Here is a 12,128-nt window from a genome sequence, read left to right as displayed (position 1 = left end):
CCCACAGCCCCGACGTCCGCCGAACACGGCCCCGACGTCCGCCGAACCCGCGGAGACCACGTGACCCCAGCACCACCCCCGTACGACACCTGCGTCGGCCTCGGCTACCACTGCGAGTCCACCCACCAGATCCGCCGCATCACCGGTGACGAGCGCGCCCACTTCTTCGACTGGCTCGACCTGGACTTCGAATCGGTGCTCACACTCCTGGAGAGCGACTTCAGGGACGTGCTGCTGCCCGGAAGCTCGGAACCCTTCAGCGACGGACTCTGCGCGCACGACCGGGGGACCGGCATCCGCTTCTTCCACGACTTCAGGCCTCAGCCCGGCCGACCCCTCTCCCAGGCCGACGTCGACGCCCAACTCCCTTCCGTAAAAGCCAAGTTCGCGCATCTCGCAGAGCGCTGGCGCGAGCTGACCGGCTCATCGCGACGGGTGCTCTACGTCCACCACGACGCCTTCGACGAACTCACCGACTCCGACCTGGGCCGACTGCACCGACTCCTCGCCCGCCGCCACCCGGGCCACCGTTTCGCCCTGCTCTGGCTCCGGCGCACCGCACCGCACAGCGTGGCCGCACTGCCACCAGGCACCGCCTGGGACACCGTCCCCGAAGTGCCCGGCCACTGGCAGGGCGACGACACCGCCTGGGACCGCGTCTTCGCCGCCCTGGACCCGCGCACGCTCTGGCCCGCCGGGCCCTGACACCGCCGCACCACCGGCCCGCCCCACCCCACTCCCACCCCACCCGAGGAGCCCCCGTGCCCATCACTCCGCCCCCCTGGGACACCGTCGTCCTCTCCCCGCACTTCGACGACGCCGTCTTCTCGCTCGGCGGCCTGCTCGCCACGCTGCCCGGATCCGTCGCGGTCGTCACCGTGCACGGCGGGGCCCCCGAGCCCGGCGCGCCCGTCTCCTGGTGGGACGGCGTCTGCGGGTTCTCCTCCGCCCACGAGGCCCACCGGGCCCGGGTCGCGGAGGACGCCGCCGCCTGCGGCAGGGTCGGCGCGGCCCAGGTGGTGCTCGACCACCCCGACGGCCCGTACGCCCAGGGTGCCGAACTCACCGGCCTGGACGCCTTCCTCAAGGAACTCCCCACCACCACGCAGGTGTTGGTCCCGCTCGGCAGCAACCAGCCCGACCACGAGAAGGTCCGGCTGCGCGCCATGAGCGTGCTCGCCGGACTCGGCGCCCCGCTGCCCCTGGTGTACGCCGACCTCCCTTACACCGGACATCTTCCCGAGTGGGCCACCGACGCCGCGAGCGCCCGCCTCGCCGAGAGCCCGATGTGCGGACTCGCCTACCAGGAACTGCTCCGCACCCACCGCACCACCGTTCACCACGACCTCCGGCTGACGGACGCCCAGTGGGCCGCCAAGCGCGAAGCCGTTCAGTGCTACGGCTCCCAGCTCGCCCCACTCGCCGCCGACCACGGCAACTTCCTGGCCCGCACCGGCCCGCTGCGCGCGGAACTCGTCTGGTCGCTGGACCGGTCGGAGCCCTCGGACCGGTCGGAGCAGACAGAGCAGCCGGAGCACCCAGAGCAGCCGGAGCAGCCGGAGCAGCCGGAGCACCCGGAGCAGCCGGAGCAGCAGTGCTGAGCGCCGCCGCTGCCTCCTCCGACGACCCCCGCCCCCCAGTCCTCGTCGCGAACGCCCTGGTCAAGGAGTACGCCCGCGGTCGCGCCGTCGACGGCGTCACCCTCACCGTCCGGGCGGGCGAGCGCCTGGGCCTCCTCGGCCCGAACGGTGCGGGCAAGACCACCACCCTGCTGATGTGCCTCGGCGCGGTCGAACCGGACGACGGCAGCGTGGAGATCCTCGGCCACCGGCTGCCCGGCAGCAGGGCCCGCGCCATGCAGGGCGTCGGCTTCGTCGCGGGCTATCTGCCGCTGCCCGACCGGGTGCGGGTCAGCGAGTACCTGCGTCTGTACGCCGATCTGTACGGCCTCCGGGACCCGCGCACCGCGGTGGCCGAGGCGCTGGAGAGGTTCGGTATCGGACATCTCGCCACCGCCATCGGCACCCAGCTCTCCAGCGGCCAGCGCACCCTGGTGGGCATCGCCAAGGCGGCCCTGCACCGCCCCCGGCTGCTGATCCTGGACGAGCCCACCGCCTCCCTGGACCCGGACATCGCGCTGCGCGTCCGTACCGCCCTGCTCGCACTGTCCGCCGAACGCGGCACCGCCCTCCTCGTGACCAGCCACGACATGACCGAGGTGGAACGGCTCTGCGAACGCGTGGTGTTCCTGCACGGCGGACGCATCGCGGCCGACGGCGCACCCGCCGAAGTGGCCCGCACCTTCGGCCGCGAAGACCTCGAAGGCGTCTTCCTCCACCTGGCAGCGGAACGCGACCGAGAAAGGGCCTCCACCCCATGACCAGCCCCACCAGCCCTTCCCGCCCCACCAGCCCTTCTCCCCCCACCGCCCCGGCCACCCCCGCTCCCCACGAAGGCCCCGCCCTCCGCACCCCCGCCGCCGCCTCCGCCCACCGGGTGCTCGCGGTGGCCCGCCGCCACTGGCTGGTGCTCAAGCGCAGCCCGCACCGCTTCTTCGACGTCCTGGTCTGGCCGCTGGTCGACACCCTGCTCTACGGATCGATCGGCCTCTTCGCCGCCGAAGCCGCCGGGGACGGGCCCTCGGCCACCACCACGGTGGCCGTCTACCTGCTCAGCGGAACGGTCCTGTGGCACCTCGTCCACCAGACCCAGATCTCGCTCGCCACCGGCTTCCTGGAGGAGACCTGGTCGCGCAATGTGCTGGGCCTGCTGGCCACCCCGATGCGCGACTGGGAGTACCTGGCGGGCGTCGGCGTCTTCGCCCTGGGACGCACTGCCGTGAGTACCGTCGCGGTGGCGGCCCTGGCCTTCGCCGCGTACGCCTTCGACGTCACCCGGCTCGGCCTCGGCCTGATCCCGGTGGCCGCCCTGCTGCTCGCCTCCGGCTGGGCGGTGGCGCTGCTGGTGGTCGGCCTGGTGCTCCGGTACGGCAGTGGGGCCGAGGCCCTGGTCTGGGGCGCGCTGTCGGTGGTGATGCCGCTCTCGGGCGTCTTCTACCCGATCACCACGCTGCCCGCCGTGCTCCAGCCGGTAGCCCAGATCCTGCCGACCACCCATGTGTTCGCGGTCGGCCGGACCCTGGCTTCCGGGGGCGAGGTGCCCTGGGGCGAACTCGCGCTCGCTACCGGTGGCACGGGCGTACTGATCCTGCTCAGTCTGCTCGCCCTGCGCCGCATGCTGCGCACCTTCCGCAAGCGCGGACTGGTGACCCGCTACTCCTGACCGGCGGGCTGCGGCTGCGCCGTCAGCGCCTCCACCAGGAGCGGGGTGACCAGGTCGATCTGCCACTGCCGTGCCCCGTACGAGGCCAGCGACTCAGCCACCTTCTCCGTGGAGGCCGGCTTCGGCGGCTCCCAGCAGACCCGGCGCACCGTGTCCGGGGTGATCAGGTTCTCCTGCGGCATGTTGATCTCCTCGGCCTTCGCCGAGACCGCGGCCCGCGCCGCGGACAGCCGGGCCGCGGCCACCGGGTCCTTGTCGGCCCAGGCGCGGGGCGGTGGCGGGCCCGCCACCGCCTGGCCCGGCTGCGGAAGCTCGATGTCGGGCAGCGCCTTGGCACGGTCGATCGCGGCCTGCCACTGCTCCAGCTGACGACGCCCCATCCGGTGCCCGAAACCGGGCAGCGCGGCCAGCACGCCGACGTTCAGCGGCACGGCCAGCGAGGCCTCGACGATCGCGGAGTCGCTCAACACCTTGCCGGGGGAGACGTCGCGCCGCTGGGCGATCGCGTCCCGGGCGTTCCACAGCTCCCGGACGACCGCGAGCCGGCGACGGCCGCGCACCTTGTGCATCCCGGACGTACGACGCCACGGGTCCTTGCGCGGCGGGGCCGGCGGTGCCTCGGCGATGGCCCTGAACTCCTGGAGCGCCCAGTCGAGCTTGCCCTGCCGGTCCAACTCCTTCTCCAGCGCGTCCCGCAGGTCGACCAGCAGCTCCACGTCCAGTGCGGCATACCGCAGCCAGGGCTCGGGGAGCGGGCGGGTGGACCAGTCGACGGCGGAGTGGCCCTTCTCCAGGGCGTATCCCAGCAGATTCTCGACGATGGCGCCGAGGCCGACGCGGGGGATGCCCGCGAGGCGTCCGGCCAGCTCGGTGTCGAAGATGCGAGTCGGGATCATGCCTATTTCCCGCAGACACGGGAGGTCCTGGGTGGCTGCATGCAGCACCCACTCCGCGTCCTTGATTGCCTCGCCGAGGCCGGAGAGGTCGGGACAGCCGACCGGGTCGATCATGGTGCTGCCCGCGCCTTCACGGCGCAGTTGTACGAGATAGGCCTTCTGTCCGTACCGGTAGCCGGACGCGCGCTCGGCGTCCACGGCCACGGGGCCGGTTCCGGCGGCGAATGCCGCGATCACTTCGTCGAGGGCCTCCTGCGTCGCCACGACGGGGGGAATGCCCTCGCGTGGCTCCAGCAACGGGATCGGCGCCGGTTCGACGTCGTCCGGGGGGCCGCCCCCGGTGGTTCGCAGGTCTGCTTCTGCTGCGGTCTCTTGGGCGTCGGTCACCCGCCAAGGGTATCTGTGTATGACAGGAGCCCGACGACGGAACGTTCCGTCGTCGGGCTCCTGGTACCTGGAGGGCATGCGGCGAGCGGTCGGCCGGGTGCCTGGAGGTTCACCCGGGGATGGCCTCTACCGCCTGCGTCCTGCCGTATCCAGGTGTTGTCAGAGGGTTCAGTGAATGATTCCGGTACGCAGTGCCACCGCGACCATGCCCGCACGGTCGCCGGTGCCGAGCTTGCGCGCGATGCGTGCCAGGTGGCTCTTGACGGTGAGGGCGGACAGGCCCATGGAGACGCCGATCGCCTTGTTGGACTGGCCCTCCGCGACGAGCCGCAGTACTTCGACCTCACGGCCGGAGAGTTCGCGGTAGCCGCCCGGGTGGCTCGGGGAGCCCGGGGGACGGCGGTGCATGCGGGCGGCCGCCGCGCCGATGGGAGCGGCACCGGGACGGCCGGGGTGGTGGCCGATGGCGTTGCGGGTGCCGGTGACGACATAGCCCTTCACGCCGCCCGCGAGGGCGTTGCGAACGGCGCCGATGTCGTCGGCGGCGGACAGGGCCAGACCGTTGGGCCAGCCCGCTGCCCGGGTTTCGGACAGCAGGGTCAGCCCGGAACCGTCGGGCAGGTGGACGTCGGCGACGCAGATGTCGCGGGGACTGCCGACTCGGGGACGGGCCTCGGCGATGGAGGACGCCTCGATGACGTCACGAACTCCGAGGGCCCACAGGTGGCGGGTGACGGTGGAGCGGACGCGCGGGTCGGCGACGACGACCATGGCGGTCGGCTTCGTCGGACGGTATGCGCCCAGGCTTGCGGGCTGCTCAAGGAGAACGGACACCAGGCCTCCGGGGGAGTAACGGGAAGGCTCCGGCGGGAGGGTCAAGCCGGGGCGAACCGTGCTGGAAGGGTCAATGACCTCTTCGGCAGCAACCCCGCCCGCCTTTAGAGAAAGATCACGAATTGATGAGTAACAATTCGGGCAATTCGGATGGACGATCGATGAAGTCGCTGATCGGAGCGGAGAAGTGCGGAAGGCGGAGGGTCCGTCAGGCCCCTCCCGCACCTCTCCGTTCCGAGAGTCGGAGGGACTACTGTCCCGCGACTCGGACGGCCCCCCGCCCAGCCGCTCAGCCGCTCAGCGGGACTGCGGGCCGCGTCGCTGCGGCAGGGACACCACCCCGGGCAGCACCTGGAGCCCGGATTCCTGGCCGGTCAACGAGGCCGGTGGCAGGCCCGCGACCTGGCACAACAGATCGCACCAGGCGGTCAGATAGGACGCCGTGTCCGGTACGCCGCCGAGTCCCTCACGGGGTGTCCAGGACGCCCGGATCTCGATCTGGGTGGCGGGGCGCCGGTCCGAGAGCCCGCCGAAGTAGTGCGAGCCGGCCCGGGTGACGGTGCCGCTCGCCTCCCCGTAGGACAGCCCGCGTGCCTCCATCGCGCCGGTCAGCCACGACCAGCAGACCTCCGGGAGGAGGGGATCGGCGGCCATCTCCGGCTCCAGTTCCGCCCGTACGAGGGTCACCAGGCGGAAGGTGCCCTGCCAGGCTTCGTGCCCGGCCGGGTCGTGGAGCAGGACGAGGCGGCCGTCGGCCAGGTCCTCGTCACCGTCAACGGCCGCCGCCTCCAGCGCGTACGCGTAAGGGGCGAGGCGCTTGGGGGGCTTGGTCGGATCGACCTCGACCTCGGGACGCAGCCGGGCGGCGCGCAGGGCGTCGACCGCCTGGCGAAAGGGGAGCGGAGCGGTGTTCTCCTCGGTTCCTTCCCTGTTGTTGCTGCCATGCGGGTGACCGTGCGCGTCATCTGAAAATCGTCCCTGAGCCGGAGCCATGCGGGGAAGGGTAGGCGGAACGGGGCCCCTACAGCGGGAGAGACACCCTGCCCGGGGCGACCGCTTACGCCCGCGTGCGAAGATTTGGGCGTGATGGACAAGCACGCCTCGACGGCCCCCGCGCAGAGCAAGACGTACGACTCCGCCTTCCTGAAGGCGTGCAGGCGCGAGGAGGTGCCGCACACGCCGGTGTGGTTCATGCGTCAGGCGGGGCGCTCGCTGCCGGAGTACCTCAAGGTGCGCGAGGGCATTCCGATGCTGGACTCGTGCATGATGCCGGAGCTGGTCAAGGAGATCACCCTCCAGCCGGTACGCCGTCACAAGGTTGACGCGGCCATCTACTTCAGCGACATCGTCGTCCCGCTCAAGGCCATCGGCATCGACCTGGACATCAAGCCGGGCGTCGGCCCGGTCGTTGCCGAGCCGATCCGTACGCGGGCCGACCTGGCGCGGCTGCGGGATCTGGAGCCCGAGGACGTCTGGTACGTCCGCGAGGCGATCGGGATGCTGGTGGAGGAGCTGGGGGAGACCCCGCTGATCGGTTTCGCGGGTGCGCCCTTCACTCTCGCGAGCTACCTCGTGGAGGGCGGTCCGTCCCGCAACCACGAGCACACCAAGGCCATGATGTACGGCGACCCGCAGCTGTGGGCCGACCTGGTGGACCGGCTGGCCGCCATCACCGGCGACTTCCTCAAGGTGCAGATCGAGGCGGGCGCGAGCGCCGTCCAGCTCTTCGACTCCTGGGTGGGCGCGCTGGCCCCCGCCGACTACGTGAAGTCCGTGATGCCGGCTTCGGCGAAGGTCTTCGCGGCCGTGGAGTCGTACGGCGTGCCGCGGATCCACTTCGGTGTGGGGACGGGCGAGCTGCTGGGGCTGATGGGGCAGGCCGGTGCCGATGTGGTGGGCGTCGACTGGCGGGTTCCGATGGATGAGGCCGCGCGCCGGGTCGGTCCCGGCAAGGCATTGCAGGGCAACCTCGACCCGGCCGTTCTCTTCGCGGGCCCGGAAGCGCTCATGGCGAAGACGGACGAGGTGCTGGAGGCGGCCAAGGAGCTTGAGGGGCACGTGTTCAACCTGGGGCACGGGGTGCTGCCGTCGATGGACCCGGACGCGCTGTCGCGGCTGGTGGAGTACGTCCACACGCAGACCGCGAAGTAGTCCCGGGGGTACGGAGTTCCCGGGGGGGGGGGGGGGGGGGGGGGGGGGGGGGGGGGGGGGGGGGGGGGGGGGCGCGCCGCGCCCCCCCCCCCCCGCCCCCCCCCCCCCCCCCCCCCCCGCCCCCGCGCCTAGTGACCCGCCTTGCGGACCGCTGCCACCGCCTTGCGGGCGGCCACCAGGACGGGGTCCCAGACCGGGGAGAACGGTGGGGCGTAGCCCAGGTCCAGGGCGGTCATCTGATCGACCGTCATACGGGCGGTGAGGGCGACGGCGGCGATGTCCACGCGCTTGGCCGCACCCTCGCGGCCGACGATCTGGACGCCGAGCAGGCGTCCCGTGCCGCGTTCCGCGGTCATCTTGACCGTCATCAGGGAGGCGCCGGGGTAGTAGCCGGCGCGGCTGGTGGACTCGATGCGGACGGTCACGAACTGGAGGCCCTCCGCGGTGGCGTCCTTCTCGCGCAGGCCGGTGCGCGCGATCTCCAGGTCGCAGACCTTGCTGACGGCGGTGCCGACCACGCCGGGGAAGGTGGCGTAACCGCCGCCGACGCCCGAGCCGATCACCTGGCCGTGCTTGTTGGCGTGGGTGCCGAGGGGGATGTGGCGGGGGCGGCCCGAGACCAGGTCGAGTACCTCCACGCAGTCGCCGCCGGCCCAGATGTCGTCGTGGCCGCGGACGCGCATGGCCAGGTCGGTGATCAGTCCGCCGGAGGGGCCGAGCGGGAGGCCCGCGGCCTTGGCGAGGGTGGTTTCGGGTTCGACGCCGATGCCCAGCACGACGACGTCGGCGGGGTAGGTGGTCTCCTCGGTGGCCACTGCGCTGACCCGGCCGTCCGCGCCGGTGAGGATCTTGGTGACCTCGGCGTGGGTGACGGTGGTGATGCCCAGACCGTTCATCGCCTCGTGGACCAGGGCGCCCATGTCGGGGTCGAGGGTGGCCATGGGCTGCTCGCCCCTGTTGAGGACGGTGACCTCGTAGCCGCGGTGCAGGAGGGCCTCGGCCATTTCGACGCCGATGTAACCGGCACCGACGACCACCGCGCGGCGGCCCTCGGTGCGCTCCAGGGTTTCGATCAGGGAGCGGCCGTCCTCCAGGTTCTGCACGCCGTGTACGCCCGGGGCGTCGATGCCGGGGAGCGGCGGGCGGATCGGGCGGGCGCCGGTGGCGATGACGAGTTTGTCGTACGAGGTCCAGGAGTCGTTGCCGGACTCCAGGTCGCGGGACTTCACCCGGCGGCCCTCGACGTCGATCTCGGTGACGGCGGTGCGCATTCTGAGGTCGATGTCGCGGTCGCGGTGCTGTTCGGGGGTGCGGGCCACGAGGTCGTCCGGGGAGGCGACGTCGCCGCCGACCCAGTAGGGGATGCCGCAGGCGGAGTAGGAGGTGTAGTGGCCGCGTTCGAAGGCGACGATTTTCAGTTCCGCGGCGGGCTTCAGGCGTCTGGCCTGGGAGGCGGCGGACATGCCGGTGGCGTCGCCGCCGATGACGAGGAGGGTTTCCTGCCTTGTGGTGGTCATGGGGACACGGTAGACACGGTGGGGTCTGCTTCGGGGGTGCGGCGGGGTGGGGCTTTGCGCCTGCGGCGGGGTTTGCCCCTCCCCGCCCCTTCCCTGAACCGCTGGCCGCGGGGCTGGGGTGGGGCGGGGAGGGGAGTGGCGCTCGGTGGGGGTGGCCGCCTCGGGTTACTTCATTTCCGGGTTGGGGGCAGGCGTCTCCGGGGCGGGGGTGCCCTGGGCCGGGACTCCCCGCGAGGGCGGCGCCTGCGCAGGCGCCCCCTGGGGCGGGTTCCCCTGCGATGCGCCCTGTGTCGGGCTCCCCTGCGAGGCGCTCCCCGCAGGGCTCCCCTGTGAGGCCCCCTGTGACGGGGTCCAGGTTTCTGGTCGGTGTCCGGGGCCCGACGGGTAGTTCGTGGGGTGGTGGGGGAAGGCGGGGGCGCGGTGGGTGCGGCGGGGGACGTGGGGGGCGATCAGGCGGCGCCACAGGAGGTAGAGGAGGACCAGGGTGACGGCGAAGGGGGCCACGGCACCCAGGACCATGGCGATCCAGCGGACGGTGGTCAGGAAGGCCTGCCAGCCGCCGTCCAGTGCGTCGAGGAAGCCGGGCTCGTCCTCGACGGGCGGTTTCGGGGCTGCCTTCTTCGGGGGTGCCTCGGAGACGACCAGGGTGATGGTCGCCATGGCGGTGCGCTCCTTCAGGGAGGCCTGCTGGGCCATCAGGCGGTCCAACTCGCCCTGCCGGTTGGCGAGTTCCGCCTCCAGGGAGACGATGTCGGTCAGCTTGTCCGCGCGGTTCATCAGGTCCTGGACGCGGGCCACGCTGATCCGCTGCGACTTGATGGCGCTCTCGGTGTCGACCACCTCGTTGGTGACGTCCTTCGCGTCCGACTTGCGCCCGAGGAACTTCGCACCCTTGTCCTTGAGAGTGGCGCGCTCCAGGGCGGTGAGCGTCTCCGAGTACTTGTCCTGGGGAACGCGCAGCGAGATGCGGGAGTAGATGTGGCCGCGGGAGTCGCGTTCGGTGGACTCGTTGCCGACGTAACCGCCCACCGATTCGGCGGTCGTGCGGGCGTCCATGAGGGAGGCCGTCGCGTCGGACACCTGGATCTGCAGTTCGGTGGTGCGGATGATGTGGAGCTGGGACGGGGCCCTGGGCGCGGTGGGCGCCTTGGGGGCGCCGGGGGCTGCCGGAGCGTTCGGCTTCTGCGGTACGGAGCCCTCGTTGCCCGGGTTGGCCCGGTCGGCCGCCCCCGGCTTCTGCGCCGGAGCGGCCGCGTCCCGCCTGGCGTCGCCGCCGTCCGAGCTCGCGCTGTTGCCGCTCGCCCCGCACCCTCCTGCCGCGAGCGTCGCGGCGACCACGGCCGCGCCCACGAAGGACAGGCGCCTCCGACGCCTTGCCGCACGAGCTGTCGTACGTACTGCTGCACGCATTTCGGTCCCCCCGGAAGTGGTGAACGATGTTGCAGGTTCGACGTACGGGACGGGCGTGCGGGTTGCCCTTCGCCGGTTCCGAAGAGGCTCCGAAGCGGTCACGGTCGGGACTCGAAGGGCGGATTCCGGGACTCCGGGGGGCGGCGGTGACGGGCCGCCACGAGTACGTACGGGCGTTTGAGACAGTGGGGGCATGAACGGTACGGACGCCACGGCCCCCACCACGCCCCATGTCGTCGTCATCGGCGGCGGCATCTCCGGCCTCGCGGCCGCCCACCGGCTCATCGGTTCGGGAGCCCGGGTGACCGTCCTGGAGGCAACCGACAGGCTGGGCGGCAAGCTCAGCGCCGGTGAGATCGCCGGAGCACCGGTGGACTTCGGGGCCGAGTCGATGCTGGCCAGACGGCCCGAGGCGGTGGCTCTGGCCAGGGAGGTCGGGCTCGGGGAGCGGCTCCGGCCGCCGTCCACGGCCAGTGCCTCGCTCTGGAACCGGGGCGCGCTGACCCCGATGCCCAAGGGCCATGTGATGGGCGTTCCCGGCGATCCCTCCGTACTGACCGCAGTGCTCTCGGCCGCCGCGCTCGCGCGCGCCGAGCAGGACCGGACGCTGCCGCGCACCGAGGTCGGCGACGACATGGCGATCGGCGAGTACGTCGCCGCCAGGCTCGGCCGGGAGGTCGTGGACCGGCTGGTGGAGCCGCTGCTCGGCGGGGTGTACGCCGGTGATGTCTACCGGACGTCGATGCGGGCCGCCGTACCTGCCCTCTACGACGCGGCGACCTCGTACGACTCCCTGCTCGAAGGCGTGCAGGAGCTTCAGCGGCGAACGGCGGCCAACCAGCAGACCGGTCCGGTCTTCATGGGCATCGACGGCGGCATCGGCACCCTCCCGGACGCGGTCGCCGCCGCGGTACGGGCCGGCGGCGGACGCGTCCTGACCGAGACGCCCGTGCTGGACCTGGCCAGGGAGGGCGGCCGCTGGCGCATCCGTACCGACGAAGCCGTCTTCGAGGCGGACGGGGTGGTGCTCGCCGCGCCCGCCTGGTCCGCCTCCGCGCTGCTCGCCGAGGAGTCCCCGGCCGCCTCGGCGGAGCTGTCCGCGGTCGAGTACGCGTCGATGGCGTTGGTGACCATGGCCTTCTCCCGCAAGGAAGTCGAGGCCGTGCTGCCGGCCGGGTCCGGGTTCCTGGTGCCGCCGGTGGACGGGCACACCATCAAGGCGTCCACCTTCTCCACCCACAAGTGGGGGTGGGTCGACCAGCACGCCCCCGACCTCTTCGTGCTGCGCACCTCGGTCGGCCGTTACGGCGAGGAGGAGCACCTGCACCGCGACGACGCCGACCTGGTCGAGGTGTCGCTGCACGATCTCGGGGCCGCCACCGGCCTCGCCGCCGCGCCCGTGGAGACCCGGGTGACCCGCTGGATCGGCGGGCTGCCGCAGTACCCGGTCGGCCATCTCGGAAGGGTTTCCCGCATCCGCGATGCCGTGGCGAAGCTGCCCGGACTGCGGGTCTGCGGAGCCGCGTACGACGGTGTCGGCATCCCCGCCTGCGTCGGCAGCGGACAGCGCGCGGCGACGGAGATCATCGACGAGATTTTGGCCACGCCCACCCTGGTGGAAGGCACGGCGAACGGCGCGGGACAATAGCCA

The 12,128-nt window shown here is 72.3% G+C and carries 11 protein-coding genes; 6 read left to right on the top strand and 5 right to left on the bottom strand.

Annotated features, from left to right (window positions below; translation table 11 throughout):
- Positions 1-60 precede the first annotated feature (60 nt).
- The 4 genes from ACIA73_RS23885 to ACIA73_RS23870 are packed head-to-tail and all read left to right on the top strand — an operon-like array spanning position 61 to position 3,282.
- Positions 61-705: a DUF1796 family putative cysteine peptidase gene (locus tag ACIA73_RS23885; protein WP_399440693.1), complete on the top strand. Its 645-nt coding sequence runs from the start codon at positions 61-63 to the stop codon at positions 703-705.
- A 56-nt stretch (positions 706-761) separates the two neighbouring features.
- Complete coding sequence (locus tag ACIA73_RS23880; RefSeq protein ID WP_399440692.1) at positions 762-1,601, top strand: PIG-L deacetylase family protein; 840 nt, start codon at positions 762-764, stop codon at positions 1,599-1,601.
- The gene (locus tag ACIA73_RS23875; protein ID WP_399440691.1) at positions 1,595-2,380 is read left to right on the top strand and encodes an ABC transporter ATP-binding protein; all 786 of its coding nucleotides are present in this window, start codon (positions 1,595-1,597) and stop codon (positions 2,378-2,380) included. Before ACIA73_RS23880 ends, ACIA73_RS23875 begins: the two co-directional genes overlap by 7 nt.
- A complete protein-coding gene (locus ACIA73_RS23870; protein WP_399440690.1) occupies positions 2,377-3,282 on the top strand; it encodes an ABC transporter permease in 906 nt (301 codons plus the stop codon). The genes ACIA73_RS23875 and ACIA73_RS23870 overlap by 4 nt, the downstream gene beginning before the upstream one ends.
- Here ACIA73_RS23870 and ACIA73_RS23865 read toward each other — a convergent pair.
- The 3 genes from ACIA73_RS23865 to ACIA73_RS23855 form a co-directional block, all read right to left on the bottom strand.
- A complete protein-coding gene (locus ACIA73_RS23865) occupies positions 3,273-4,565 on the bottom strand; it encodes an HRDC domain-containing protein (protein ID WP_399440689.1) in 1,293 nt (430 codons plus the stop codon). The two genes, ACIA73_RS23870 and ACIA73_RS23865, sit on opposite strands and share 10 nt — an antisense overlap.
- 168 nt (positions 4,566-4,733) lie before the next feature.
- Complete coding sequence (locus ACIA73_RS23860) at positions 4,734-5,399, bottom strand: LuxR C-terminal-related transcriptional regulator (RefSeq protein ID WP_399440688.1); 666 nt, start codon at positions 5,397-5,399, stop codon at positions 4,734-4,736.
- A gap of 297 nt (positions 5,400-5,696) precedes the next feature.
- Complete coding sequence (locus tag ACIA73_RS23855) at positions 5,697-6,392, bottom strand: DUF3000 domain-containing protein (RefSeq protein WP_399440687.1); 696 nt, start codon at positions 6,390-6,392, stop codon at positions 5,697-5,699.
- A 93-nt stretch (positions 6,393-6,485) separates the two neighbouring features.
- Here ACIA73_RS23855 and hemE point away from each other — a divergent pair, with 93 nt between their 5' ends.
- Complete coding sequence (gene hemE, locus ACIA73_RS23850) at positions 6,486-7,550, top strand: uroporphyrinogen decarboxylase (RefSeq protein ID WP_399440686.1); 1,065 nt, start codon at positions 6,486-6,488, stop codon at positions 7,548-7,550.
- 128 nt (positions 7,551-7,678) lie between these two features.
- Here hemE and ACIA73_RS23845 read toward each other — a convergent pair whose 3' ends face one another.
- Positions 7,679-9,067, bottom strand: coding sequence for an FAD-dependent oxidoreductase (locus tag ACIA73_RS23845; protein ID WP_399440685.1), 1,389 nt, complete (start codon positions 9,065-9,067; stop codon positions 7,679-7,681).
- Between the two features lie 165 nt (positions 9,068-9,232).
- On the bottom strand, positions 9,233-10,417 hold the full coding sequence (locus tag ACIA73_RS23840; RefSeq protein WP_399440684.1) for a DUF4349 domain-containing protein: 1,185 nt from the start codon (positions 10,415-10,417) through the stop codon (positions 9,233-9,235).
- Between the two features lie 253 nt (positions 10,418-10,670).
- Between ACIA73_RS23840 and hemG the strand changes: the two genes are divergently transcribed.
- The gene (gene hemG / locus ACIA73_RS23835) at positions 10,671-12,125 is read left to right on the top strand and encodes a protoporphyrinogen oxidase (RefSeq protein WP_399440683.1); all 1,455 of its coding nucleotides are present in this window, start codon (positions 10,671-10,673) and stop codon (positions 12,123-12,125) included.
- Positions 12,126-12,128: the final 3 nt, after the last annotated feature.

The sequence above is a fragment of the Streptomyces sp. NPDC051561 genome (genome assembly GCF_044454195.1).
Taxonomy (GTDB): domain Bacteria; phylum Actinomycetota; class Actinomycetes; order Streptomycetales; family Streptomycetaceae; genus Streptomyces.
This window is presented reverse-complemented; position numbering and strand designations above follow the sequence as displayed.

Coding starts and splice junctions, on each gene's coding strand:
- ACIA73_RS23870 (WP_399440690.1), top strand. CDS start 2,377: ATGACCAGCCCCACCAGCCCTTCCCGCCCCACCAGCCCTTCTCCCCCC.
- ACIA73_RS23855 (WP_399440687.1), bottom strand. CDS start 6,392: ATGGCTCCGGCTCAGGGACGATTTTCAGATGACGCGCACGGTCACCCG.
- hemE (WP_399440686.1), top strand. CDS start 6,486: ATGGACAAGCACGCCTCGACGGCCCCCGCGCAGAGCAAGACGTACGAC.
- ACIA73_RS23845 (WP_399440685.1), bottom strand. CDS start 9,067: ATGACCACCACAAGGCAGGAAACCCTCCTCGTCATCGGCGGCGACGCC.
- hemG (WP_399440683.1), top strand. CDS start 10,671: ATGAACGGTACGGACGCCACGGCCCCCACCACGCCCCATGTCGTCGTC.